Below are 24,209 nucleotides of genomic sequence, written 5' to 3' on the forward strand. Positions count from 1 at the left end.
GTCAGGTCCGGCGGACCTGACCCCGGATTTGACGGCGCCATTACTCAGGCCTGGAAGTGGCGCAGGCCGTTGAGGTCCAGCACCCGGATGCCGCCGTAATCGAGCCTGACCAGCCCTTCCTTCTCGAGCAGCTGCAAGGCCTGGTTGGCGCGCTGGCGCGAGGCGCCCGACAGATAGCCGATCTCCTCCTGCGAAATCTGCACCATCGCCTCCAGTCCAGGATACAGGTGCGAGTTGAACATCGCGGCCAGGCAGCGCGCCACCCGCGTGTCGACATCGAGCATGCGGTCGCTTTCGACCAGCCCGATGAACTGCCCGAGCCGCTCGTTAAGCTGCATCAGCAGGAAGCGGTTGAACGGCAGGCTGGTCTCGAGCAGCCAGTCGAAGGTCGCGCGCGGCATGCGCGCCACCCGCGTGTCGCGCAGCGCCATCGCGTCGTATTTGCGCGCCTCGTCCTTGAGCAGCGAGCCTTCGCCGAACCAGCCGCCGGCCGGCACGCCGGCGAAAGTCACGTTCTTCCCCGACGGGGAAAAATTGTTGATCTTGACCAGCCCGTCGATGATGCCGATCCAGCACTCGAGCGCCTCGCCCTTGCGGCACACGAAGCCGCCCCTCGGCACGAACTGCTCGAAGCAGTCCGCTTCGACGCGCGCCATCTCGGCCGCGGAGAGGCCGCGGGCCCAGATGGTCGATCTCAGGTGTTCGGTCAGTGTTTGTGCAGGTGGAGTCATTTGTGCGACGCAGCATCGAAAGTCTCCCAATTGTCACTCAAAAGACAACATGGGTTCCATCCTCAAGCTAATATCATCACACAAAAATTGCGTGAAGCGCATCAAAACAAGAGGGGACCTGGTGGATTCATCGGACGGCTCGCAACTGCAGACTTTTCCGCGGCGCCTGCGCGCGCACGGCCAGGTGCGCCCGGCGCGCCCGGCCTTCCGCGAAAAGAATCTCGGCATCTGGCAGACCTGGAGCTGGAGCGAGGTCAATCGCGAAGTGCGCGACCTGGCCTGCGGGCTCGCCTCGCTCGGCTTCGCGCGCGGCATGAACCTGGCCATCGTCGGCGACAACCGTCCGCGCCTGTACTGGGCGATGCTGGCCGCGCAATGCTTGGGCGGCGTGCCGGTGCCGCTGTACCAGGACGCGCCCGCCGCCGACATGGCCTACGTGCTGGGCGACGCCGATGTCGCCTTCGCCGTGGCCGAAGACCAGGAACAGGTCGACAAGCTGCTCGAACTGACCGAACTTTGCCCGAAGCTGCGCCACATCGCCTACGAGGACGAGCGCGGCATGCGCCACTACAGCCAGGCCGGCGTGATCTCCTTCGCCAGCCTGCAAGAACTGGGGCGCGCCTGGGACCAGGCCAATCCGGGGGCGTTCGACGCCGCCGTCGAAGCCGGCCAGGGCAGCGACCCGGCCATCATCCTGTACACCTCCGGCACCACCGGTAAACCAAAAGGCGTGGTGCAGTCGCACGCCGCCCTCATCGCCGCCGGAACCGGCGGCGTCGGCTTCGACAAGCTGACCGACCACGAAGACATCCTGTCCTACCTGCCGATGGCGTGGGTGGGCGACTGCCTGTTCTCCCTGGCGCAGGCGCTGGTGGCCGGTTTCACGGTCAACTGCCCCGAGTCCGGCGACACCGTGCTGACCGACCTGCGCGAAATCGGGCCGACCTACTACTTCGCGCCGCCGCGGGTGTTCGAAAACATGCTCACCACCGTGATGATCCGCATGGAGGACGCCGGCGCCATCAAGCGCCGCATGTTCCAGCACTTCATGGACGTGGCACGCCGCTGCGGCTCGGCGATTTTGGACGGCAAGCCGGTGTCCGCGAGCGACCGCCTGCAGTACGCCATCGGCCGCGTGCTGGTGTACGGCCCGCTGAAAAACGTGCTCGGGCTGTCGCGCGTGCGCGTGGCCTACACCGCCGGCGCCGCGATCGGCCCCGACCTGTTCCGCTTTTACCGCTCGATCGGCGTCAACCTCAAGCAGCTGTACGGGTCCACCGAAACCTGCGCCTACGTGTGCCTGCAGCCGGACGGGAACATCAAGTTCGACAGCGTCGGGCTGCCGGCGCCCGGCGTCGAGGTCAAGCTGGCCGACAACGGCGAGGTGCTGGTGCGCTCGCCGGCGACCATGGACGGCTACTTCAAGCGGCCGGACGCCACGGCCGAGGTGATCGACGCGGACGGCTATTTCCACACCGGCGACGCCGGCATGTTCGACCGCGACGGCCACCTGAAGATCATCGACCGCGCCGCCGACGTCGGCAAGATGAACGGCGGCGCCATCTTCGCGCCCAACTACATCGAGAACAAGCTGAAGTTTTTCCCGTTTATCAAGGAGGCGGTCGCCTTCGGCAATGGCCGCGACCAGGTCTGCGCCTTCATCAACATCGACATGGATGCCGTCGGCAACTGGGCCGAGCGGCGCAACATCGCCTACTCGGGCTACACCGACCTGGCGGGCAACCCGCAGACTTATGACCTGGTGCGCGACTGCGTCGAAAAGGTCAACGCCGACCTGGCCTCCGAGCCGGGCATGGCCGACACCCAGATCCACCGCTTCCTGGTGCTGCACAAGGAGCTCGATCCGGACGACGACGAGCTGACCCGCACCCGCAAGGTGCGCCGCAAGTTCATCGCCGAAAAATACGCGGTGCTGATCTGCGCCCTGTACGAGGGCAAGGCCTCGCAGTTCATCAGCACCCAGGTGCGGTTCGAGGACGGCCGCGTCGGCACCGCCAGCGCCGACCTGCGCATCGCCGAAGCCAGGACTTACCCGCCGATGGAGGCCGCCGCGTGATGGACATGGACCAGCAGGCGCTCAGGCGCAAGGTCGGCCCGGTGATCCTCGACCTGGCGAACATTTCGCTGGCGTTCGGCGGCGTGAAGGCGCTGACCGACATCTCCTTCGACGTTCGCCAGCACGAGATCCGCGCCATCATCGGGCCGAACGGCGCCGGCAAGAGCTCGATGCTCAACGTGATCAACGGCGTGTACCGCCCGCAGCAGGGATCGATCTCGCTGCGCGGCGTCCAGCGCCGCAACATGGACTGCTACAGCGCGGCCAAGGCAGGCATTGCGCGCACCTTCCAGAACATCGCGCTGTTCAAGGGCATGACGGTCCTCGACAACATCATGACGGGCCGGAACCTGAAGATGAAGTCGAACTTCCTGATGCAGGCGCTGCATATCGGACCGGCGCGGCGCGAGGAACTGGAGCACCGCGCGAAGGCCGAGGAGATCATCGACTTCCTCGAAATCCAGGCGATCCGCAAGACGCCGGTGGGGCGCCTCCCCTATGGCCTGCAGAAGCGCGTTGAACTGGGACGCGCGCTGGCCGCCGAACCGGACATCCTCCTGCTCGACGAGCCGATGGCCGGCATGAACGTCGAAGAGAAGCAGGACATGTGCCGCTTCATCCTCGACGTGAACGACCAGTTCGGCACCACCATCGTCCTGATCGAGCACGACATGGGCGTGGTGATGGACATCTCCGACCGCGTGGTGGTGCTCGATTACGGCCGCAAGATCGCCGACGGCACGCCCGACGAAGTACGCGCCAACGCGGAGGTGATCCGCGCCTACCTCGGCGCCGGCCACCAGGAAGTGCAACCATGAGCTTTTTCTTCGAAGTGCTGATTGGCGGCCTGCTCTCCGGCGTGATGTACGCGCTGGTGGCGATCGGCTTCGTCCTGATCTACAAGGCTTCCGGCGTTTTCAACTTCGCCCAGGGCGCGATGGTGTTCTTCGCCGCCCTCACCTGCGTCGGCATGGTCGACAAATTCCACGTGCCGATGTGGCTCGCGATTCCCGCCACCGTCGTGGTGATGATCGCGCTCGGCCTGGCGATCGAACGCGTGGTGCTGCGCCCGCTCGTCAACCAGCCCGAGATCACGCTGTTCATGGCCACCATCGGCCTGGCCTTCTTCATCGAAGGCCTGGCGCAGCTGATGTGGGGCTCGCAAGTTCACAAACTGGAACTGCCGATCGAGGACGTGCCGATCCCCTACCTGATGGACAGCTTCAACATCATCGTGTCGCAGTTCGACATGACCGCGGCCGGCATCTGCGCGGTGCTGGTGACCGCCCTCGCACTGATGTTCTCGAAGACCAAGGTGGGACGCGCCCTGCGTGCGGTGGCGGACGACCACCAGGCGGCGCTGGCGGTCGGCATCCCGCTGCAGCGGATCTGGGCCATCGTGTGGTCGGTCGCGGGACTGGTCGCGCTGGTCGCGGGCTTGCTGTGGGGCGCCCGCAACGGCGTGCAGTTCGCCCTCACCTTCCTCGCGCTGAAGGCGCTGCCGGTGCTGATCCTCGGCGGCTTCACCTCGGTCCCGGGCGCCATCGTCGGAGGACTGATCATCGGCGCGTCCGAAAAGCTGGCCGAGGTCTACATCGGGCCAATGGTCGGCGGCGGCATCGAAGGCTGGTTCCCGTACGTGCTCGCGCTGCTGTTCCTGCTGGTCCGGCCGGAAGGCCTGTTCGGCGAAAAAATCATCCGGAGGATCTAGATGTTCTACCGTGAAGCCGGCCAGTTCAAGACCAGCTACCAGTCCGACAACCAGATCTTCCCGATCCGGCAGGACCGCATCGCCCTCGGCGCGCTGCTGGTGCTCGCCGTGGTGATAGTGCCGCTGTTCGCCACGCCCTACCTGCTGTCGGCGATCCTGATCCCCTTCCTGATCTTCGCGCTAGCCGCGTTGGGCCTGAACATCCTGACCGGGTACGCCGGCCAGCTTTCGCTCGGCACCGCGGCCTTCATGGCGGTCGGCGCCTACGCCTCGTTCAACTTCATCGCCCGCGTTCCCGGCATGCCGTTGCTCATCGCCTTCGTGCTGGGCGGCCTTTGCGCGGCGCTGGTGGGCATCGTGTTCGGCCTGCCTTCGCTGCGCGTGCGCGGCTTCTACCTCGCCGCCGCCACACTGGCGACCCAGTTCTTCGTAGTCTGGTGCCTGACCAAGATTCCCTACCTCACCAACTACAGTTCGTCCGGCGTGGTGACGGTGCAGAAGATGCAGATCTTCGGCTACCAGTTCAATTCGCCGGCAAGCAAATACCTGCTGGTGCTCGGCATCGTCGCCTTCCTCGCGCTGCTGGCGAAGAACATGATCCGCTCGAACGTCGGCCGGTCCTGGATGGCGATCCGCGACATGGACATGGCGGCCGAAGTGATCGGCTTCCGGCCGCTGCCGACCAAGCTGATGGCGTTCGCGGTCAGCTCCTTCTACTGCGGCGTGGCCGGCGCGCTGTACGCCTTCGCCTACCTCGGCACGGTGGAGCCGGAGGCGTACAACCTGGACCTGTCGTTCCGCATCCTGTTCATGATTATCATCGGCGGCGTCGGCTCGGTGCTCGGCTCCTTCCTCGGCGCAGCCTTCATCGTGCTGCTGCCGGTGTGGCTGAACATCTTCGGCCATTTCCTGGGGCTGCCGACCAGCTTTGCATCGAATTTGGAGTTGATGGTGTTTGGCGCGTTGATCATATTTTTCCTGATCGTGGAGCCGCATGGCCTCGCGCGCTTGTGGCAAGTGGGTAAAGAGAAGTTGCGCCTGTGGCCGTTCCCGCATTAAGGCCGACGGTAGCAATCGAAGTCAAATGCAGTGACAATGAGGAGACGAGAATGAAAGGCTTCAAATCGATCATGCTGTGCGCGACCCTGTTCGGCGCATACACCCAGGCGGCGCAGGCGGCCGACCAGTTCGTGGCGCTGCCGTCGTACCGGGTCGGCGCCTACGCGGCCGGCGGCTCGGGATTCTACGGCGGCGCCATCGACTACTTCAACCTGGTCAACGCCAACGGCGGCGTCAATGGCGTGAAGATCCTGTGGGAGGAATGCGAGACCGAGTACAACCCGTCGCGCGGTGTCGAATGCTACGAGCGCCTGAAGACCCAGCACGGCGGCGCCACGCTGGTCGAACCGCTGTCGACCGGCATCGCCTACGGCATCCTCGACCGCGTCGCCAACGACAAGATCCCGATGACGATGCTGGGCTACGGCCGTTCGGACGCGGCAAACGGCAAAGTGTTCCCGTACGTCTTCCCGCTGATTACCAGCTACTGGGACCAGGCCGCGGGCATGGTCAAGTACCTGGGCGACAAGGAAGGCGGCATGGCCAAGCTGAAGGGCAAGAAGATCGCCTACCTGTATCACGACTCCCCGTTCGGCAAGGAGCCGCTGCCGGTGCTGGAAGCGCAGGCCAAGCAGTACGGCTTCGAGCTGCTGAAGATCGCCGTCGCGCCGCCGGGCAACGAGCAGCAGTCGCAGTGGCTGCAGATCCGCCAGGCCAAGCCGGACTACGTGATCCTGTGGGGCTGGGGCGTGATGAATTCGGTCGCCATCAAGACCGCGCAGCGCAACGGCTTCCCGCGCGAGAAGATGCTGGGCGTGTGGTGGGCCGGCTCCGAGGAGGACACCATCCCGTCGGGCGAAGCGGCCAAGGGCTACAGCTCGATGACCTTCAACACGCCGGGCAACTACCCGCTGATCGACGACATCCGCAAGAAGGTCTACGCGGCCGGCAAGGGCAACCTGGCCGACCAGTCGCGCATCGGATCGGTGTACCACATGCGCGGCATGACGCTGGGCGTGCTGTGGGTTGAAGCGATCCGCACCGCGCAGGAAAAATTCGGCAAGGGCAAAGTGATGACGGGCGAGCAGATTCGCTGGGGCCTGGAAAACCTGAACATCGACGCGGCGCGCCAGAAAGCGCTGGGCGTGTTCGGCATGTTCCCGACCGTGAAGACCAGCTGCGACGACCATGAAGGCTCGGGCGCCGTCAAGGTCCAGCAGTGGAACGGGTCCAAGTGGGTCGCCATCACGCCGAACTGGATCGTCGGCGACCGCGCGCTCACCCGCAAGCTGCTGGAGGAATCGTCGATGGCGTATGCGACCGAGAAGAAAATCACCCCGGCCTGCATGAACTAAAGCGCACCACGGGGCCAGGTCCGGCGGACCTGACCCCATCTTGAGCGTGAACCGGGAATCAATCGAGGAATTATGACCAACGCAGACGTGCCCTATCTTTCGGTGAACAACATCGAAGTCATCTACGACCACGTAATCCTGGTCCTGAAGGGCGTTTCGCTGCATGTCCCGAAAGGGAAGATCGTGGCTTTGCTGGGCGCGAACGGCGCCGGCAAATCGACCACGCTGAAAACGATTTCAACTTTGCTGCGCGGCGAGCGCGGCGACGTCACCAAGGGCGAAGTGCGCTTCAACGGCGAGCGCATCGACCAGCTGACGCCGAACGCGCTGGTCAAGCGCGGGCTGTCGCAGGTGATGGAAGGCCGCCACTGTTTCGGCCACCTGACCATCGAGGAAAACCTGCTGACCGGCGCCTACACGCGCACCGATTCGCGCGCGGACCAGAAGGCGTCGCTGGAAGCGGTGTATCACTACTTCCCGCGCCTGAAGGAGCGCCGCTCCAGCCAGGCCGGCTACACCTCGGGCGGCGAGCAGCAGATGTGCGCAATCGGCCGCGCGCTGATGGCCAAGCCGTCGATGATCCTGCTCGACGAGCCGTCGATGGGCATCGCCCCTCAGATCGTCGAGGAGATCTTCGACATCGTGAAGGACCTGAACCAGAAGGAAGGCGTGTCCTTCCTGCTGGCCGAACAGAACACCAACGTCGCGCTGCGCTACGCCGACTTCGGCTACATCCTGGAAAACGGCCGCGTGGTGATGGAAGGCGCCGCCGCGGAACTGGCGGCCAATGAAGACGTCAAAGAGTTTTACCTCGGCGTGTCCGGGGCGGGACGCAAGAGTTTCAGGGACATGAAATTTTACCGCCGCCGCAAACGCTGGCTGGCTTGAAGGAAGCAACAATGGATTTCGAAAAAGCGAAGGACGTGTGCCGCAGCTTTCCCGGCGCGACCGAGGACATCAAGTGGGGCGCCGACGTGGTGTTTTCGGTGGGCGAGAAGATGTTCATGGTGACCGGTTCCGACGACCCGCAAGGCATGAGCTTCAAGGTCGAGGACGAGCGCTTCCTCGAGCTGACCGACCGGCCCGGGATCATTCCGGCGCCCTACCTGGCGCGCGCCAAGTGGGTGCGGGTCGAAAACGCCGATGCGCTGGGCGACCAGGAAGCGGAGCAGCTGCTGCAGCGCTCGTATGAACTGGTGTTCGCCAAGCTGACCAGGAAACTGCAGCGGGAAATTGGAGAAGCCTGATGGCCGATACGCTCGACGAGCTCGAAACGCGCGAGCCAGATGCGCGTGAACGCGACCTGATGGCGCGCCTGCCCCAGCTTGTCGCGCGCGCGCAGCAGGCGCCCGGCTGGGCACGCATCCTCGACGGCGTCGACGCGGCCGGCGTGACCACGCGCGCCGCGCTGGCCGCACTGCCGGTCACGCGCAAGTCCGAGCTCAAGGCATTGCAGCAGGCGGCGCTGCCGTTCGGCGGCCTGGCCGCGACGCCGCCAAGCGAACTGCGGCGCGTGTACGTGTCGCCGGGCCCGATTTACGATCCGGAGGGGAAAGGGCGCGACTGGTGGCGTTTTGCGCGGCCAATGCACGCCGCCGGCGTGCGCTCCGGCGGGCTGCTGCAGAACTGTTTTTCGTATCACTTCACGCCGGCCGCGTTCATGGTCGAAGGCGGCGCCGCTCGCATCGGCTGCGCGGTGATCCCTGCCGGCGCGGGCCAGACCGAAATGCAGGTGCAGGCGATGGCCGACCTGCGGCCCGACACCTACATCGGCACGCCTTCCTTCCTGCGCATCATCATCGAGAAGGCGCGCGAGATGGGCGCCGACATCAGCAGCGTGAAGAACGCGCTGATGGGCGCGGAAGCGCTGCCCGAATCGCTGCGCTCCTGGTTCCACGCCAACGGCGTGCCGAACGTGTTGCAGACTTACGCGTCGGCCGACATCGGCAGCATCGCATATGAAACCGAGAGCGGCGGCGTGCTCGATGCCGGCATGGTGGTGGACGAAGACGTGATCCTGGAGATCGTCCGTCCCGGCACCGGCGAGCCGGTAACGCCAGGCGACATCGGCGAGATCGTCGTCACGTTGTTCAACCACGACTATCCGCTGATCCGCTTCGCGACCGGCGACATGTCGGCGTTGCTGACCGATACGCCGGCGCCGGGCGGCCGCACCAACGCGCGCATTCGCGGCTGGCTGGGACGCGCCGACCAGACCACCAAGGTGCGCGCGATGTTCGTGCATCCGGCGCAGGTGACCAACATCGTGCGGCGCCATCCCGAGATACTGAAGGCGCGGCTGGTGGTGACCGGCCGCATGGCGAACGACGTGATGACGCTGCATTGCGAGGTGGCGCAGCCGCTGTCGGCCGAACAGCTAGCCGCGATCGTCGCCTCGATCCGCGACGTGACGAAGCTGCGCGGCGAGGTGGCGCTCGAGGCGCCGGGCGCGCTGGCCGACGACGGCAAGGTGATCGAGGATCGGCGCGACTACAGCTGAAGGCGGGCTGTGGCGTAAAACCAACTGCGCGCCCGGCGTTTTTCGCGATATGCACGATAATTGGCCATGTACTTTTTCGAGTAGATCGCCATGCAAGAGTTCAACCTGGCCCGCGCCAAATCCCTCCTCGCCCACGCGGAAGAAATCGTCGATGAAGAAGCGGTGCAGGCGGCCGTGCGCGGTGTCGCGGCGGCGCTGAACCGCCGCTTCGGCACTCCTGACGAAGAACACTTCCCGCTGGTACTCGGCGTGATGGGCGGCGCAGTGGTGTTCACCGGCCAGTTGCTGCCGCAGCTGCGCTTTCCGCTCGAATTCGATTACATCCACGTCAGCCATTACGACGGCAAGTGGAAAGTGGTGCCGCGGCCGAACGTGGCGGGCCGCACGATCATACTGCTCGACGATATCCTCGACGAAGGCGAGACGCTGGCGCAGGTCAAGGCGCGGCTGCTGGAGATGGGCGCGACCGAAGTGGTGATGGCGGTGTTTGCCGACAAGGCGCACAAGCGCGCCAAGCCGGTGAAGGCCGATATCGTCGGAGTGAGCATTCCGAACCGCTTTGTCGTCGGGTTCGGGATGGATGCGGAAGGCTACTGGCGCAACCTTCCGGGCTTGTGGGCGTTGAGGCCCGAAGACCTCAAGCCGCGCTGACAGAAACAGGGTGCTACGCGGCGCGCAGTTCGTGCAGCGAGTTCATCGTCGCGACGCACGCTCGCGCCACCTCCACACCCTTCACCTTGAAGTGATCGAAGAAGAACTGCCGATGCTCCTCGCCGGCATGGAAGTGGTGCGGGGTGAGCACTGCGGAAAGCACCGGCACGCCCGTGGCCAGCTGCACCTGCATCATTCCCGAGATGACGGCATCGGCGACGAATTCATGCCGATAGATGCCGCCGTTGACGACGAGGGCGGCCGCGACGACCGCGCCGTAGCGGCCGCTGTTGGCCAGCCGTTGCGCGTGCAGCGGGATCTCGAAAGCGCCGGCGACATCGATTAAGTCGATGCCCGATTCGAGGTAGCCGAGCCTGGCCATTTCGGCCACGAACGACAGCCTGCATTGCTGCACGATGTCGCCATGCCAGCCAGCCTGGATGAATGCAACGCGCGGTGTTGGTGTTACGAATGGAACGTGAGACATGTGATTACTCCTGTTTTTAAATGTATAAAAAACAGGGCATGTGGATCGAATGGGATGGAAGTCATGCGACAGCATGCCTGAAAATGCACGCGCAACGCCGCAACCGCGGACCGGCCAACGTTCGATGAGAACCGTCGATCCGGGCTGCGACCGCCACCCTGGCATGCATGATCAATCCCGCTCTCTCTTTATCCGGACTATACCGTCGGCCCCGGAATCAAACCGGGTCTGCTGACCTTGTCGCCGAAGGATCGCCGACAAGCGCTCGCGGGCTAGGCGCGCTTGCGTGCGCCATTACCGCCGGTGGGGAATTGCGCCCCGCCCTGAGAACGTGCGCTGCCGTCACAAAGGTGCGGCGACAGCGCGTGGTGATTCTAGCATTATTGGACGGGACAGCTGCGGCGACAGAACCGAGGTCAGGTCCGACGGACCTGACCCCGTTTTCACAGCGCGAGGCGGGCGCGCGCGGCGTCGTATTCGGACTTCAGGCGCGCGACCATCTCGGCCACCGTCGGCACGTCGTCCATCATGCCCACGCCCTGCCCCGCGCCCCAAATGTCGCGCCACGCCTTGGCGCTGCCCGAGCCGAAACTCATTTTGCTCTTGTCCGACTCGGGCAGCGCTTCCGGATCGAGACCCGCGTTGACGATCGACTTCTTCAAATAATTCCCGTGCACGCCGGTGAACAGGTTGGTGTACACCACGTCCGCGGCCGCCGATTCGACGATCGCATCGCGGTAGGCGTCGCTGACGTTCGATTCCTTGGTCGCCAGCCAGCGCGAGCCGATGTACGCGAAGTCGGCGCCCATCGCCTGCGCCGCGAGGATGGCGTCGCCGCTGGCGATCGCGCCCGACAGCGCCAGCGGACCGCTGAAGAATTTGCGCACTTCGCCCACCAGCGCGAACGGCGACAGCGCGCCGGCATGGCCGCCCGCCCCCGCCGCCACCAGGATCAGGCCATCGACGCCCGCTTCCAGCGCCTTCTTGGCGTGGCGGATCGAGATCACGTCGTGCAGCACGATGCCGCCGTAGCTGTGGATCGCGTCGAGCATCTCTTTCGGCGGCGCACGCAGCGAGGAGATGATGATCGGGACCTGGTGCCTGACGCAGACTTCGACGTCGTGCGCCAGCCGGTCGTTGGACTGGTGGACGATCTGGTTCACCGCGATCGGCCCCACTTTCGCGTCCGGATTGGCGGCCTGGTAAGCCGCCAGCTCGGCCTGCAGGTCGGTCAGCCAGGTGTCGAGCAGTTCCGCGGGGCGCGCGTTCAGCGCCGGGAAGGCGCCGACGATGCCGGCCTTGCACTGGGCTGCCACCAAGGCCGGGCCGCTGGCGATGAACATCGGCGAGCCGATGACGGGAAGGGTCAGGTTTTGCAATGCGACGGGCAGCGCCATGGCGAACTCTCGAATACGGGATTGGTCGGTCCAGCCATTATGAACCAAAAAAGAACGATCGTGCGGGAATTAACCGGCGTTGGCCAGCATGTCGCCTTCGCGCGTCGCGGCGCCGGCTTTGACCAGGGCGGCCGCGGCCCACTCGGCCAGTTCGCCGGCCGGGCGGTGGAAGAAGCGTGCGTTGGCGCCGGTCAGCACCGGGATCGTCGCGAACATCGCTGCCACTTCGGGCATCGCGATGCGCTGGCGCTCGAGCAGCAGGAACTTGAGCAGTACCTTGACCGCGTTTTCGGCGTTGCGCTTCGGGTCCACCTGCAGGTAATCGAGCCGCGCGTTGGCGCGCGCCAGCGCGGCGCCGGCATTCTCGAAGGGCGCGCCGTGGCCGGGGATCACGAGGCGCACATCGAGTCCGCCGATCAGCGCCAGCGTGGCGCGCGCCTCGGCGAAGCCGGACTCGCCTTCGAGTTCGGGGAAGATCACGCCGAAGCCGTTCTCCCACAGCGCGTCGGCCGAGATCAGGATGCCTTCCTCGGCGCACCAGAAGATCAGCGAGCGCGGATCGTGGCCGGGCGCGGCGAGCGCCTGCCAGCGCAGGTCGCCCAATATCAGTTCATCGCCGGGCGCGATGGTGCGCTCGAAGCCGAAGCGGGCGCATTGCTGGCCGGTGGCCTGGTAGCTGAGGGCATCCTCTTCCCAGGCTCGCACCGCATCGGCTTCGGCGTGCGGGATCGCGGTGACGCAGCCGTAGTGCGCCTGCAGCGCCGCGTTGCCGCCGCAGTGATCCGAATGCAGGTGGGTGTTGACCAGCAGGTCGAGCTTGCGCCCGCCCAGCGCGTGGCGCACCAGCGCCAGCGTCTGCGGCGCATGCGTGACGTAGCCGCTGTCGACCAGCGCGGTCTCGTCGCGGCCGACGAACAGGATGTTGTTGGCGGAGAGCCAGCCGCGCTCGAAGACGCGCATCGAAGGCGGCAGCTGGCTCATTTCTTCATCTGGAAGGCGATCGAGATCTTCGCGAATTCCACCAGCAGGTCGCGCGAGCCGCCGTTGAAGGTGGTGAAGGAGTTACCCGTCCTGACGATCATCCGCGGCGGGAACAGCCAGCTCATATACGGGATGCCGATCATCTTCGCGCCACGCACTTCGGACCACGCGACCTGCTTGTCCATCACCCAGCTCTGGCGGATGCCGGCGGCGTCGATGGTGGTGCGCGAGCGCAGGAACCAGTAATAACTGAGCAGCAGCAGCGATGTCGCGCCGACCAGCAGCACCTTCACGCCGAAGCCGTAGCCGAACAAGGGGAAGCGCAGCGCAACGCTGGCGCCGTACCCGAGCAGCACCACCGTGATGAAGGTGGCGATGATCTTGAAGCCGCCGCCGTAGGCCGGGCCGGCGACCGGGACGGCCGGTTGGTAAAACTGCATCTAGCGGAACTCCATGTTGGCTTCGCGGCGGCGGATTTCGGCCCACACCGCGCGTTTGTAATCGTCGCCGGCGCCGCCCCACTTCACGATCTCGTCGATCGTGCGCAGGCAGCCGCGGCACAGGCCCGTGTCGGGCGCCATCTCGCACAGGCTGATGCAAGGCGATGGCACGGGGGTTTGTTGTTCTGGCAATTCTGAATTCATGGTCGCCAGATTAGCGCATTCAATCGAATCGCGCTTGACCTGAGATATTACCAGCGTAGAATACCATCCACACAGATGGTCAATGGATGCCACAAGGATGATATGGGGACAATGGACGATTTCAAACCGAAACAAGATTCGGAAAAAATTACGATTAATCTCGGCCTGATCGATTTGGGTCAAATCGACTTGCTGGTGAACGAGGGCTTTTATTCGAACCGGACGGACTTGATCCGCACCGCGATTCGAAACCAGCTCAACACCCATGCCGATGTGGTGAGGCAGACCGTGGCGCGCAAGAGTCTCGTGCTGGGGATGCATCACTACACCAAAGCGGACCTGGAAACCGCGCTCGCCGCCGGCGAGAAGCTGCACATCCAGGTGCTCGGCTTGGCAAATATCGCCAGCGACGTGACGGCCGAACTGGCCGTGGCGACGATCGAATCGATTTACGTGCTTGGCTCTCTACACGCCAGCAAGGCGGTAAAGGCAGCACTGGCCGGACGCATTCTTTGATGCGACGACAATAAGGAACACTAATGAAACTGAACGACAAACTTTTTGCCGGCATGCGCCTGGCAACCCGCACCCTGCTGGCGCAGGGACCGGCCGTAGCGACGTCGGCGATTCAGAAGGTGTTGAAAGGCGGCGCCGCCAAGGCCGCGAGCAAAGCCCCGACTATGCGGGACATCAATCCGCCGCCGGCTTCGAGCAAGGCTGCGGCGCCACCTCCACCTCCTCCACCGCAGGCGGCCACGCCCGACGTCGCGGCGATGATGCGCGACCTGGTGCCGGAGATGATGGCGAACCTGGACCGCGCCGGCGGCGCTGGCGTCGCGGCATTCAAGATGCCGAACTTCGAGATGCCCTCGTTCGACCTGGCGGGCGCGATGGGCGGACGGGCGCCGGCCGAAGCGCTGCCGGGCCAATTCATCGACGGCAGCCATACCAACGCGGCCGGCACGCGCAGCTACAAGCTGTATGTCCCGAGCAGCTACACCGGCAAGCACGCAGTGCCGCTGGTGGTCATGCTGCACGGCTGCACCCAGGATCCGGTCGATTTCGCCAGCGGCACGCAGATGAACCACCTGGCCGAGGAAATGGGCTGCCTGGTGGTGTATCCGGCGCAGTCGCAGCAGGCCAATGCGCAGCGCTGCTGGAACTGGTTCTCCGCGGTCGACCAGACCCGCGATCAAGGCGAACCGTCGATCATCGCCGGCATCACGCGCGACGTGATGGCCAGCCACCAGGTCGACGACAGCCAGGTGTATGTGGCGGGCCTGTCGGCCGGCGGCGCGATGGCGACCATCATGGGCACGCTGTACCCGGAGCTGTATGCGGCGGTCGGCGTGCATTCGGGGCTGCCGTTCGCGTCGGCCCACGATTTGCCGTCGGCGCTGGCGGCCATGAAGGGCCGGTTCGGCAAGCCGCAGGCGCCTGGGACGGCGATTCCGATCATCGTGTTTCACGGCGACCGCGATACGACGGTGCATCCGGCCAATGGCGATGAATTGATCGCGCGCGGGAAGCACCAGGCGGCGAAGAAGGTGGAAGTCGAGCCGGGCAAGGTGCCGGACGGGCATGCGTACACGCGCACGGTGCACAAGCATCCGGATGGGACGCCGCACGCGGAGCAGTGGCTGATTCACGGCGCGGGCCATGCGTGGTCGGGCGGCAGCGCGCGCGGCAGCTACACCGATGGCAAGGGGCCGGATGCGAGCCGCGAGATGATGCGATTCTTCCAGACCAAGCGCTAACCCGCCGTCGTTCCCGCCACTGGCGGAAACGACTTGCAGCGAAGGCTGGAACCATACTGAGTCTTCAGACTGAGAAAGCTTGCGTAGTCAAGTATATTCAGCATGGGTTCCAGCCTTCGCTGGAACGACAACCGGTTTATTTGCGGCTCTCGAAGTACCACTTCATGCCGAGGATGCTCATCGCGAGCATCAACGTGACACCGTTGGCCAGCACGATCGGCCAGGCGCCCAGCGACAGCCCATACACGAACCACAGCGCGATGCCGATGATGAAGGTCAGGTACATCCCCGTCGATATGCCCGGCGCCCCGCGCTGGCGCCACACCATCAGCACTTGCGGCACGAACGAAACAGTAGTCAGCGTGGCCGCCGCAAAGCCGATGTAGTCGATATTAAAGTTCATTCATGATCCGGTGAGTCGCGCCGTTCTCGTTCGAGTTCGGCGATGTGTTGTTTGAGGCAGGCCGGGCACCAGCATGCAGCGGGCTGCCCGGGCACAGGAATCGCGGCCGGCAGTTCGGTGCACCAGCACGGGTGGTCGCCGCCGTCGGCCATCGCGCAGCCGAACGTGGCGCCGCAACGCGCGCAGGTGCTCACCGCGGCGGCCCGTGCCGCATCGCGCGGCGCAGCAGGTTCATCTGGCCGCTGAAGCGCGTGCAGGCCACGCACACCCACAGGTGCAAGCGCACGCGGGTGCGCTCGACCAGCGACAAGTCGCGGTCCAGTCCTTCCGACACCAGCCGGTGCACTTCGCGGCAGGTCGGCTTCCAGCCGGTTGGTTCCTTTTCCATTGTCTTTCCGTTCACGTGGCGCCGCCGAACCAGTTCAGGTCCAGGCATTCGCGCAGGCGCAACCTCGCACGGTACAGGATCACCCACACATTAGACGCGCTGACCGACAATTCCTTACATATTTCGTCGGTGTCGAACTCGAGCCATTCGCGCATCATGAATACCCGCGCGGCCTGCGCCGGCAGCTTGTCCAGGCAGGCTTCGAGCACGCGGAAGAAATCCTTCTGCGCCAGCGCGCCGTCCGGGTCGCCCCAGTCGCGCGGCATCTCGCGGGTGTGGCCGTCGGCGGCGAACAGCGCGTCGACCAGCTCCTCGCCCGCGTCGTCCACATCGAACTGGCGCTCGCGCCCGCCCTGGCGCATCAAGTCGATGATCTTGAATTTCAAGATGCCCGTCACGTAGGTGCGCAGCGACGAGTCGCCGCGGAAGGCATGGGGCTTTTCCAGCACCGCGACCAGCGCGTCCTGCACCGCATCCTCGGCCTGCGCTTCGTTACGAAGTTGCAACTGTGCGAACCTCACAAGTTGGGGCCGCAGCGCTTCCAGCTGTGCGTGGAGTGTGAGGGTGGCGCTCATATCCGGCTTACATTAGCGGATCGGGAATTAAAATACAACAAGATCGCCATATAATGGCCCCAGTCCCGGCTCGCTTGCCTGTAAAATCTCGTCAAATTAAATTTGGACCCGCCATGACCGCTGCCCTTCCTCCTCTCACCACCGAACAGCAAAACGACCTCGCTGCGGTTTCGCCGCAGATCAAGGCGCAAATCCTGGCCGAAGCGCTGCCGTACATCCGCAATTTCCATGGCAAGACCATCGTCATCAAATACGGCGGCAATGCAATGACCGACGAGCGCCTGAAGCACGGCTTCGCGCGCGACGTGATTCTGCTGAAACTGGTGGGCATGAATCCGGTCGTGGTGCACGGCGGCGGACCGCAGATCGACAACGCGCTGAAAAAAATCGGCAAGCAGGGCACCTTCGTGCAGGGCATGCGCATCACCGACGAAGAGACCATGGAAGTGGTCGAGTGGGTGCTGGGCGGCGAAGTCCAGCAGGATATCGTCATGCTGATCAATCACTACGGCGGCCAGGCTGTCGGACTGACCGGCAAGGACGGCGGCTTGATCCGCGCGCGCCGCATGTCGATGCCGGACCGCGAGAAGCCGGGCGAATTCCTCGACATCGGCTTCGTCGGCGAGATCGACGCGATCAACCCGGCGGTGGTCAAGGCGCTGCAGGACGACGCCTTCATTCCGATCATCTCGCCGATCGGCTTCGGCCAGGATGGCCAGGCGTACAACATCAACGCCGACGTCGTCGCCGGCAAGATCGCGGAAATCCTGAAAGCCGAAAAGCTGATCATGATGACCAACATCGCCGGCGTGCAGGACAAGAAGGGCAACCTCGTGACCGACCTGTCGGCGCGCGAGATCGACGAGATGTTCGCCGACGGGACCATCTCCGGCGGCATGCTGCCTAAAATTTCATCGGCGCTGGACGCTGCCAAGTCGGGCGTGAACACGGTTCACATCATCGACGGCCGCATCGAGCACTCCTTGCTGCTGGAAGTCTTGACCGAACAGGCTTTTGGCACTATGATCCGGTCGCACTAAATAATTTTGGCGGGTTCTCCCGCCATTATTTTTCAGCCCTTTTAGCTCAGTGGTAGAGCACTCCCTTGGTAAGGGAGAGGCCACGTGTTCAATCCACGTAAAGGGCACCACTTCCCGCAGCACCCTCCCCCTTCAGTACACCCGCTCGACGTCGATTCCGCGCGCGCGCAGCAGTTCCGGCACGCCTCGCTTGCCCAGCAGGTGCAGAACGCCGATCGCCGCGACCGCCTTGTCTTCCTTCGCCAGCAGCAGCTGCAGCTTGTCGGCCAGCGCGCCGTTGCGCCCGTCGAGCAGCACCTCGCGCATGAAGCGGCCCGAGAAGGTGTTGTCGGTTTCGACACTGCGCGCCAGCGCTTCCAGCGCCGGCTGGTCGGCATGGCTCCACGCCGCCGCCAGCTGGCGTGCCTCGCCGGCGCTCTTGCCCGATTCGATCATCGCCACGGTCTCCTCCAGGAAGCGCCACTGCTCTTTTTCGGGCAAGCTGTCGAACAGCGCCATCTGCGCTTCGAGCGATTCCAGTTCGACCACTTTCGCCTTGCCGGCGCGCGCCATCTTCGCCAGTTCGGAGTCCACCGCGAGGTCGGCGCGGTAGCCAAGCTTGCCGAATTCGTGCAGCCCCAGGATGGTCGCGATCATCCACGGCTTGAGCGGCGCGACGGAGGCGGGGTCGATGCCATCCTTCCTGAGGATCTTCGCCAGACGCTTGGCCAGCGCCGGCGGCGCCACGCTGCCTTCACGCGCCAGTCCGTATTTCTGCATCGCGCGCGCGGCCGCTGCGGGTTCGATCGCGGGATCGATCTCCAGCGCCAGCGTCGGCGTCGCGGCGACGGCATCGGCGATGCGCGCTTCGAGCGGATAAAACTCGGGCAGGCCGGCGTGCATGGTGCCAAACAGGTACATCGAATGCCCGCCTGCGCTCACCTTGAACAGCGCGCCGCGGTCGGCCGCCGACGCGGCCAGGCAGAACAGACCGAGGAAGACCACTATAATCAGACGACGCATTAGATTTTCTCCCATCGATACACTGAAGCTGCCCGTGCCGAATATTACCCGTTCCCCCCTCGTGTGGCTGTTCGATCTCGACAACACGCTGCATGACGCATCGCATGCGATCTTCCCGATGATCAGCGCGAACATGAACACCTACATCGCGCGGGTGCTGGGCGACGGCGTTACGCCGGCAACCGCGGAGCAGGTCAACGCCGCGCGCCTGGGCTACTGGAAGCGCTACGGCGCCACCTTGCTCGGCATGATCCGGCACCACCAGGTCAGCCCGGCCGACTTCCTGCGCGAGACCCACGACCTGGCCGGCCTGCGCGAGATGATCCGCGCCGAACGCGGGCTGGCACGCATGCTGCGCGCGCTCCCGGGCCGCAAGATCCTGCTGACCAATGCGCCGCAGCGCTATTCGCGCGACGTGATGCGCCATCTCGGGCTGCAGCGCCACTTCTCGCACCACGTGGCGATCGAAGACATGCACGTGCACGGCCAGCTGCGGCCCAAGCCGTCGAAGCTGATGCTGCGCCGCCTGCTGCGCCGGCATGGCGTCGCGGCGCACCGCTGCGTGCTGGTCGAAGATACGCTGGCCAACCTGCGCACCGCCAGCCAGCTTGGCGTGCGCACGGTGTGGATCACCCAGTACCTGCGCATGAGCGACCCGATCGGCACGGCGCCGCTGCCGCGCATGCTAAAACGCCCCGCTTACGTCGATGTCAAAGTAAAATCTGTACGTCAGCTGCCCGCCCGCCTGCACCGGCTGCGCTGAACCGCGTTCCAACCAACCTTCATCGGGATCACATGGCAAGCACCAAGCCGGGCCAGCGCAAACTGCAAATCCTCCAGGCCCTGGCCGGGATGCTCGAACAGCCGAAAGGCGACAAGATCACCACGGCGGCGCTGGCGGCGCGGCTCGAGGTGTCGGAGGCGGCGCTGTATCGCCACTTCGCCAGCAAGGCGCAGATGTTCGAAGGGCTGATCGAATTCATCGAGTCGAGCGTGTTTGGCCTGATCAACCAGATCTCCGAACGCGAGGAAAGCGGCGTCGGGCAGGCCCACGCGATCCTGCAGATGCTGCTCGGTTTCGGCGCGAACAACCCGGGCATGACGCGGGTGCTGATCGGCGACGCGCTGGTGGGCGAGGACGACCGCCTGCAGCTGCGCATGAACCAGTTCTACGACAAGGTCGAACTGGCGTGCAAGCAGTCGCTGCGCCTGGCGGTCACGCAGGGCCACGGCACCGAGGCCGACGTGGCCGCGCGCGCCAGCCTGCTGGTGAGCTACGTGGTCGGACGCTGGCACCGTTTCGCCAAGAGCGGCTTCAAGCTGAATCCGACCGAGGGCACCGCCCTGCAAATCTCGCTGCTGCTGGCAGCGTAAAGTTTGTCGTTCCACCGTAGGCTGGAACCCATGCTGAACACGAATGCCAGCGCAGTATAGGTTCCAGCCTTCGCTGGAACGACAAGCAAAAACCTAGACGTTGCATCATGAATTTCGATCACTGTTTCGCCCTGCTTGACGACGCCAGCGCCGCTGATCCGGCCGCGGCGCGCTCGCGCCTGTACACCGGACTGGCCAACATCCTCGAATGCAGCGACGCAGCTTCCTGGCAACAGGTGCTCGATCAGATGCAGGAAGCGCTGGCGCACGGCCTGTACGCGGTGCCGCTGCTCACGTACGAACTTGGCGGCCGCCTGCTCGGCATCGATGCGCACCCGGTCCCCGGCGCGCTGGCGCGCGTGCTGCTGTTCAAGCGCTGCGAGCACCTGTCGGCGCAGCAGGTGCATGACTGGCTGCAGGAGCGCGCAGGCGAAGGCCCGGCCGGCATCGCCGGCGTGCGCGCCAACGTAGATGAAGCCACTTTCACGGCGGCGCTGAACCGCATCCACGAGCTGATCTCCGCCGGCGACACCTATCAGGTCAATTACACCTACCGCCTGCGCTTCGACGCGTTCGGCAGCGTGCACGCGCTGTACGCCCGCCTGCGCGCGCGCCAGCCGGTGCCGTATGGCGCGCTGGTGGCGCTGCCGGACGGCGGCGCCCTGCTCTCGCTGTCGCCCGAACTGTTCATCCGCCACGCCGGCGGCGAGCTGATGGCGCGGCCGATGAAGGGCACGGCGCCTGCCGCGGCGGACGACGCGGAGAATGCGCGCCGCGCAGGCGCGCTGGCCGCCGACACCAAGAACCGCGCCGAAAACCTGATGATCGTCGACCTGCTGCGCAACGACCTGGGACGGGTTGCGCAGACCGGCAGCGTGGAAGTGTCGGCGCTGTTCGACGTGCAGCGCTACAGCAGCGTGCTGCAGATGACGTCGACGGTGAAGGCGCAATTGCGCGGCGATGCAACGCTGGCCGAAATCTTCACGGCGCTGTACCCGTGCGGCTCGATCACCGGCGCCCCCAAACGGCGCACGATGGAGATCATCCGCGAAATCGAGCCGGCGCCGCGCGGCATCTACACCGGCGCGATCGGCTGGTTCGATCCGCCGGCGGCGGGCCAGGCGTTCGGCGACTTCTGCATGTCGGTGCCGATCCGCACCCTGACCTTGCAGCCGGAAGCCGGCGGCGTGCGCGCGGGCGAGATGGGCGTGGGCGCCGGCATCGTGTACGACAGCGACCCGGTCGAGGAATACGCCGAGTGCCAGCTGAAGGCGCGCTTCCTCACCGGCCTGGCCAACGAGTTCGAGATTTTCGAGACGATGCGCGCCGACCACGACGACGGCGTGCGCCATCCCGATCTTCACCTGGCGCGGATGGCCGCGTCGGCGCGCTACTTCGGCTTTCCGTTCGACGAACAGGCGGCGACCGCCGCACTGGACGCGGCCTGCGCCGGCTTCCAGCCCGGACTGCGCTACCGCCTGCGGCTTGCGCTCGGCCAGGCCGGCCAGTTTACGGTGCTGTCGGGGCCCCTGACCGCGCTGTCAGAGCCGGTAGGCCTGCTGGTGGCGGACGAGGCGGTGCGCGCCGACGACCTGTTTGCGCGCCACAAGACCAGCATCCGTTCGCGTTACGACGCGGCGTGGCGCGAGGCGGAGGCCGAGGGCGGCTTCGACACCCTGTTTTTCAACGAGCGCGGCGAGCTTGCCGAAGGCGGCCGGTCGAACGTGTTCGTGCGCGTGAACGGGCGCTGGCTGACGCCGCCGCTGGCGTGCGGCGTGCTGCCCGGCGTGATGCGGTCGGTGCTGCTGGAGGCGCCGGCGTGGAAGGCCAGCGAATCCGTCATCACGCGCGCGATGCTGGAAAGCGCCGAGGACATCATGGTGTGCAACGCGCTGCGCGGGCCGCTGCGCGCTTACCTGATGTAGCCGAAAACGGTCAGGTCGCTGCCGCGTCAGGAGCCGAGCGCGGCTTCGATCTTGCTGACCAGCTGCTTGTCTTCCGGCGTCACTTTGCTCGGGAAGTATTCGATCACGTTGCCCTTGCGGTCGATCAGGTACTTGGTGAAGTTCCACTTCGGCTCTTTGCCGGTGGCCTTGATCAGGCTGGCGTGCAGCGGATTGGCTTCGGCGCCCTTCACCGACGACTTGGCGAACATCGGGAACTTCACGCCGTAGGTGTTGTAGCAGAAGTCGGCGATTTCCTTCGAGCTGCCCGGTTCCTGCTTGCCGAAGTCGTTCGACGGGAAGCCGAGCACCACCAGGCCTTGCTTGCTGTACTTGGCGTACAGCTTCTCCAGGCCTTCGTACTGGTTGGTGAAGCCGCAGTAGCTGGCCGTGTTCACCACCAGCACCACCTTGCCGGAATATTGGCACAGGTCCTGCGGCGCCTCGTCCTGCAGGCGGTTGAACGATTGATGCAGGATGGCCGGGCAGCTCGCCGCGGCCGGCGCGACGGCGGGCGCCTGCGCAAAAGCGACGGCGGGCGCGCCCGACAGCATGACGGCGGCGAGGGACAGCGCGGCAATGGCGGAGGTCTTGAACATGTTCTTTTCCATACGGTGGGGTTGGCGGGAGTTCATTCTATGTCAATTTCGCCCGCCGTTCTTGTTGCGCACTCACATGATGCTATAAGGCAACTTTGGTAGAATACAGTTTTCCTCCAAAGCGCCTCCAATGTCGTCCGTCCGCTTGGCCACCGCCGTCAACAAACACCTGCTGCGCAAGCTGGCGCAGCTGGCCCGGACGCGGCGCATCACGGCGACCCAGGATATTGTCGACGTGCATGGCGCGGTGCTGGCGGCGAACGGCGTGCATCTGCAGGCCGAGCATTTCGACGCGCTGGCCGGCCGCAAGCTGAAGAAGACCATCGAATCGTCGCTGCGGGTCGAGAATGCGGTCGACACCGGCCTGGTGGTGCGGACGGCCACGCGCATCATCGACACCAGCGTGCCGGTCAGACGCATCCTGCGCGCGGCCGGCGCCACGGCGCCGCTGGAGCTGTTGGCCGCGATGACATTCAACGATCCGATGCGCATGCTGCTGACGCTGGTGGACCACGAGAGCCCGCAGGCACTCGAGCACGCCGTCAGCGTCAGCCTGCTGTCGCTGGCGATGGCCGCCACACTGGGCCTGCCGGCCGCCGAGCAGCGCGCCGCGGGCCTGGCCGGACTGCTGCACGATATCGGCGAGCTGTACATCGCGCCGGCCTGGCTGGAGCCGGGCAAGCGCCTCGCGCCCCACGAGTGGGCGCAACTGGTGGTCCATCCGCGCCTCGGCCAGATGCTGGTCGCCGAGCTGGCCGATTATCCGCCCTCGGTGGCGCGCGCGATCGCCGAGCACCATGAACGCTGCGACGGCACTGGCTATCCGCGCCGGACGCCAGGCAAGCGCATCAGCGCGGCCGGACAGGCGGTGCTGGTGGCCGAGATGATCGCAGGCGTGCTGGGCAAGGACCATCCGCTCGAACGCGCCGAACTGGCGCTCAAGATCGTGCCGGGCGAGCATGCGCGCGAGCTGGTGTCGGCCATTTCCGGCGCGCTGCGCCAGGACGTGCGCCATGCGCCCGCCGCACAAGAAGAACTCAACGGGGTCGAGGGGCCGCAGCGGCTGCACCGCCGCATCGCCGCCGCGCTCGACCTGGGAGAGGAAGTGCTGGCAGGCCCGGGCGCCAAGTCGCCGCACTCGGTGGACATGCTGGGCCAGATGCTGGCGCGCATCGAATCGATCCAGCGCGCCTTCATCAGCACCGGGCTGAGCCACGACATCGGCCTGATCGACGACGGCGTGCTGCTGTTCGAAAAATCGGTGGCTACGCGCGAGATCCAGTGGCGCCTGCGCGACATCGCGCGCGACCTGGCGCTGCATTCGGCCGGCTCGCCGGACGAGAAGGCGCTGTTCGCCGGATTGATCGGGCTGCTCGACGACGACTCGGACGGCCCGCTGGCGCACGAGGCCAAGGATGCGCCGATGCCGAAGCTGTCGGCGCGCCTGCCGGCGTCGTTTGCCGGCAGTCTTGCCTACGTCAGCTAGCCTGTCGTACCAGCGCAGGCTGGTACCCATGCTGAGCAAGCAGTGTCGC

General features: G+C 65.4%; 28 protein-coding genes, 1 tRNA gene and 1 riboswitch. Of the genes, 17 read left to right on the plus strand and 12 right to left on the minus strand.

Annotated features, from left to right (window positions below; genetic code table 11):
- Nucleotides 1–44: 44 nt before the first annotated feature.
- Nucleotides 45–731 (minus strand): Crp/Fnr family transcriptional regulator, encoded by a 687-nt coding sequence (locus tag AC1D02_RS08850; RefSeq protein WP_477315830.1) that lies wholly within the window; start codon nt 729–731, stop codon nt 45–47.
- 118 nt (nt 732–849) lie between these two features.
- On the opposite strand from AC1D02_RS08850, the gene AC1D02_RS08855 reads away from it, so the two are divergent.
- The 9 genes from AC1D02_RS08855 (at nt 850) to AC1D02_RS08895 (ending at nt 10,084) form a co-directional block, all read left to right on the plus strand.
- Nucleotides 850–2,808, plus strand: coding sequence for an AMP-dependent synthetase/ligase (locus AC1D02_RS08855; protein ID WP_477316261.1), 1,959 nt, complete (start codon nt 850–852; stop codon nt 2,806–2,808).
- The gene (locus AC1D02_RS08860; protein ID WP_477316263.1) at nt 2,808–3,626 is read left to right on the plus strand and encodes an ABC transporter ATP-binding protein; all 819 of its coding nucleotides are present in this window, start codon (nt 2,808–2,810) and stop codon (nt 3,624–3,626) included. Before AC1D02_RS08855 ends, AC1D02_RS08860 begins: the two co-directional genes overlap by 1 nt.
- Nucleotides 3,623–4,519 carry a branched-chain amino acid ABC transporter permease gene (locus AC1D02_RS08865; RefSeq protein WP_477315832.1) on the plus strand — a complete coding sequence of 299 codons (897 nt, stop codon included), beginning with the start codon at nt 3,623–3,625 and terminating at the stop codon, nt 4,517–4,519. Before AC1D02_RS08860 ends, AC1D02_RS08865 begins: the two co-directional genes overlap by 4 nt.
- Nucleotides 4,520–5,578: a branched-chain amino acid ABC transporter permease gene (locus AC1D02_RS08870; protein ID WP_477315834.1), complete on the plus strand. Its 1,059-nt coding sequence runs from the start codon at nt 4,520–4,522 to the stop codon at nt 5,576–5,578. It begins immediately after the preceding gene.
- Between the two features lie 50 nt (nt 5,579–5,628).
- On the plus strand, nt 5,629–6,933 hold the full coding sequence (locus AC1D02_RS08875; RefSeq protein WP_477315836.1) for an ABC transporter substrate-binding protein: 1,305 nt from the start codon (nt 5,629–5,631) through the stop codon (nt 6,931–6,933).
- Between the two features lie 72 nt (nt 6,934–7,005).
- Nucleotides 7,006–7,821: an ABC transporter ATP-binding protein gene (locus AC1D02_RS08880; protein ID WP_477315838.1), complete on the plus strand. Its 816-nt coding sequence runs from the start codon at nt 7,006–7,008 to the stop codon at nt 7,819–7,821.
- Nucleotides 7,822–7,832: 11 nt separating this feature from the next.
- On the plus strand, nt 7,833–8,180 hold the full coding sequence (locus tag AC1D02_RS08885; RefSeq protein WP_477315840.1) for an MmcQ/YjbR family DNA-binding protein: 348 nt from the start codon (nt 7,833–7,835) through the stop codon (nt 8,178–8,180).
- The gene (locus tag AC1D02_RS08890; protein ID WP_477315842.1) at nt 8,180–9,433 is read left to right on the plus strand and encodes a phenylacetate--CoA ligase family protein; all 1,254 of its coding nucleotides are present in this window, start codon (nt 8,180–8,182) and stop codon (nt 9,431–9,433) included. The genes AC1D02_RS08885 and AC1D02_RS08890 overlap by 1 nt, the downstream gene beginning before the upstream one ends.
- 90 nt (nt 9,434–9,523) lie before the next feature.
- Nucleotides 9,524–10,084 carry a hypoxanthine-guanine phosphoribosyltransferase gene (locus AC1D02_RS08895; protein WP_477315844.1) on the plus strand — a complete coding sequence of 187 codons (561 nt, stop codon included), beginning with the start codon at nt 9,524–9,526 and terminating at the stop codon, nt 10,082–10,084.
- A gap of 13 nt (nt 10,085–10,097) precedes the next feature.
- On the opposite strand, the gene AC1D02_RS08900 is transcribed toward AC1D02_RS08895, so the two are convergent.
- The 5 genes from AC1D02_RS08900 to AC1D02_RS08920 all read right to left on the minus strand — a co-directional run bounded on the left by AC1D02_RS08900 (nt 10,098) and on the right by AC1D02_RS08920 (nt 13,560).
- Nucleotides 10,098–10,571, minus strand: coding sequence for a 6,7-dimethyl-8-ribityllumazine synthase (locus tag AC1D02_RS08900; RefSeq protein WP_477315846.1), 474 nt, complete (start codon nt 10,569–10,571; stop codon nt 10,098–10,100).
- Between the two features lie 175 nt (nt 10,572–10,746).
- Nucleotides 10,747–10,906: riboswitch (FMN riboswitch) on the minus strand.
- Between the two features lie 108 nt (nt 10,907–11,014).
- The gene (locus AC1D02_RS08905; protein WP_477315848.1) at nt 11,015–11,968 is read right to left on the minus strand and encodes an NAD(P)H-dependent flavin oxidoreductase; all 954 of its coding nucleotides are present in this window, start codon (nt 11,966–11,968) and stop codon (nt 11,015–11,017) included.
- A 69-nt stretch (nt 11,969–12,037) separates the two neighbouring features.
- Nucleotides 12,038–12,949 carry an MBL fold metallo-hydrolase gene (locus tag AC1D02_RS08910; protein ID WP_477315850.1) on the minus strand — a complete coding sequence of 304 codons (912 nt, stop codon included), beginning with the start codon at nt 12,947–12,949 and terminating at the stop codon, nt 12,038–12,040.
- The gene (locus tag AC1D02_RS08915) at nt 12,946–13,389 is read right to left on the minus strand and encodes a hypothetical protein (RefSeq protein ID WP_477315852.1); all 444 of its coding nucleotides are present in this window, start codon (nt 13,387–13,389) and stop codon (nt 12,946–12,948) included. Before AC1D02_RS08915 ends, AC1D02_RS08910 begins: the two co-directional genes overlap by 4 nt.
- Nucleotides 13,390–13,560, minus strand: a complete 171-nt coding sequence (locus AC1D02_RS08920; protein ID WP_477315854.1) for a DUF1289 domain-containing protein — start codon at nt 13,558–13,560, stop codon at nt 13,390–13,392.
- 144 nt (nt 13,561–13,704) lie between these two features.
- Between AC1D02_RS08920 and AC1D02_RS08925 the strand changes: the two genes are divergently transcribed.
- A complete protein-coding gene (locus AC1D02_RS08925; protein ID WP_477315856.1) occupies nt 13,705–14,109 on the plus strand; it encodes a CopG family transcriptional regulator in 405 nt (134 codons plus the stop codon).
- 23 nt (nt 14,110–14,132) lie between these two features.
- Nucleotides 14,133–15,350, plus strand: a complete 1,218-nt coding sequence (locus AC1D02_RS08930; protein ID WP_477315858.1) for an extracellular catalytic domain type 1 short-chain-length polyhydroxyalkanoate depolymerase — start codon at nt 14,133–14,135, stop codon at nt 15,348–15,350.
- Nucleotides 15,351–15,486: 136 nt separating this feature from the next.
- Here AC1D02_RS08930 and AC1D02_RS08935 read toward each other — a convergent pair whose 3' ends face one another.
- The 4 genes from AC1D02_RS08935 to AC1D02_RS08950 are packed head-to-tail and all read right to left on the minus strand — an operon-like array spanning nt 15,487 to nt 16,716.
- Nucleotides 15,487–15,753 carry a SemiSWEET transporter gene (locus AC1D02_RS08935; protein WP_477315860.1) on the minus strand — a complete coding sequence of 89 codons (267 nt, stop codon included), beginning with the start codon at nt 15,751–15,753 and terminating at the stop codon, nt 15,487–15,489.
- On the minus strand, nt 15,750–16,025 hold the full coding sequence (locus tag AC1D02_RS08940; RefSeq protein WP_477315862.1) for a cysteine-rich CWC family protein: 276 nt from the start codon (nt 16,023–16,025) through the stop codon (nt 15,750–15,752). Before AC1D02_RS08940 ends, AC1D02_RS08935 begins: the two co-directional genes overlap by 4 nt.
- Nucleotides 15,944–16,141, minus strand: coding sequence for a zf-HC2 domain-containing protein (locus AC1D02_RS08945; protein WP_477315864.1), 198 nt, complete (start codon nt 16,139–16,141; stop codon nt 15,944–15,946). The genes AC1D02_RS08940 and AC1D02_RS08945 overlap by 82 nt, the downstream gene beginning before the upstream one ends.
- Nucleotides 16,142–16,152: 11 nt before the next feature.
- Nucleotides 16,153–16,716 (minus strand): sigma-70 family RNA polymerase sigma factor, encoded by a 564-nt coding sequence (locus AC1D02_RS08950; protein WP_477315866.1) that lies wholly within the window; start codon nt 16,714–16,716, stop codon nt 16,153–16,155.
- A 113-nt stretch (nt 16,717–16,829) separates the two neighbouring features.
- On the opposite strand from AC1D02_RS08950, the gene argB reads away from it, so the two are divergent.
- Nucleotides 16,830–17,756, plus strand: a complete 927-nt coding sequence (gene argB, locus AC1D02_RS08955; RefSeq protein WP_305507212.1) for an acetylglutamate kinase — start codon at nt 16,830–16,832, stop codon at nt 17,754–17,756.
- A gap of 35 nt (nt 17,757–17,791) precedes the next feature.
- Nucleotides 17,792–17,866 (plus strand) — tRNA-Thr (locus AC1D02_RS08960).
- 22 nt (nt 17,867–17,888) lie between these two features.
- Here AC1D02_RS08960 and AC1D02_RS08965 read toward each other — a convergent pair.
- Nucleotides 17,889–18,758, minus strand: coding sequence for a TraB/GumN family protein (locus AC1D02_RS08965; protein ID WP_477315868.1), 870 nt, complete (start codon nt 18,756–18,758; stop codon nt 17,889–17,891).
- A gap of 34 nt (nt 18,759–18,792) precedes the next feature.
- Here AC1D02_RS08965 and AC1D02_RS08970 point away from each other — a divergent pair, with 34 nt between their 5' ends.
- The 3 genes from AC1D02_RS08970 to pabB all read left to right on the plus strand — a co-directional run bounded on the left by AC1D02_RS08970 (nt 18,793) and on the right by pabB (nt 22,057).
- Complete coding sequence (locus tag AC1D02_RS08970; protein ID WP_477315870.1) at nt 18,793–19,521, plus strand: pyrimidine 5'-nucleotidase; 729 nt, start codon at nt 18,793–18,795, stop codon at nt 19,519–19,521.
- 32 nt (nt 19,522–19,553) lie between these two features.
- Nucleotides 19,554–20,132, plus strand: coding sequence for a nucleoid occlusion factor SlmA (gene slmA / locus AC1D02_RS08975; protein ID WP_477315872.1), 579 nt, complete (start codon nt 19,554–19,556; stop codon nt 20,130–20,132).
- A 107-nt stretch (nt 20,133–20,239) separates the two neighbouring features.
- The gene (gene pabB / locus AC1D02_RS08980) at nt 20,240–22,057 is read left to right on the plus strand and encodes an aminodeoxychorismate synthase component I (protein ID WP_477315874.1); all 1,818 of its coding nucleotides are present in this window, start codon (nt 20,240–20,242) and stop codon (nt 22,055–22,057) included.
- A 26-nt stretch (nt 22,058–22,083) separates the two neighbouring features.
- Here the strand turns inward: pabB and AC1D02_RS08985 are convergent, their stop codons facing one another.
- Nucleotides 22,084–22,674 (minus strand): glutathione peroxidase, encoded by a 591-nt coding sequence (locus tag AC1D02_RS08985; protein WP_477315876.1) that lies wholly within the window; start codon nt 22,672–22,674, stop codon nt 22,084–22,086.
- A 130-nt stretch (nt 22,675–22,804) separates the two neighbouring features.
- Here AC1D02_RS08985 and AC1D02_RS08990 point away from each other — a divergent pair, with 130 nt between their 5' ends.
- Nucleotides 22,805–24,160 (plus strand): HD-GYP domain-containing protein, encoded by a 1,356-nt coding sequence (locus tag AC1D02_RS08990; protein ID WP_477315878.1) that lies wholly within the window; start codon nt 22,805–22,807, stop codon nt 24,158–24,160.
- Nucleotides 24,161–24,209 lie beyond the last annotated feature (49 nt).

The sequence above is a fragment of the Massilia sp. P1_C10 genome, from assembly GCF_056406475.1.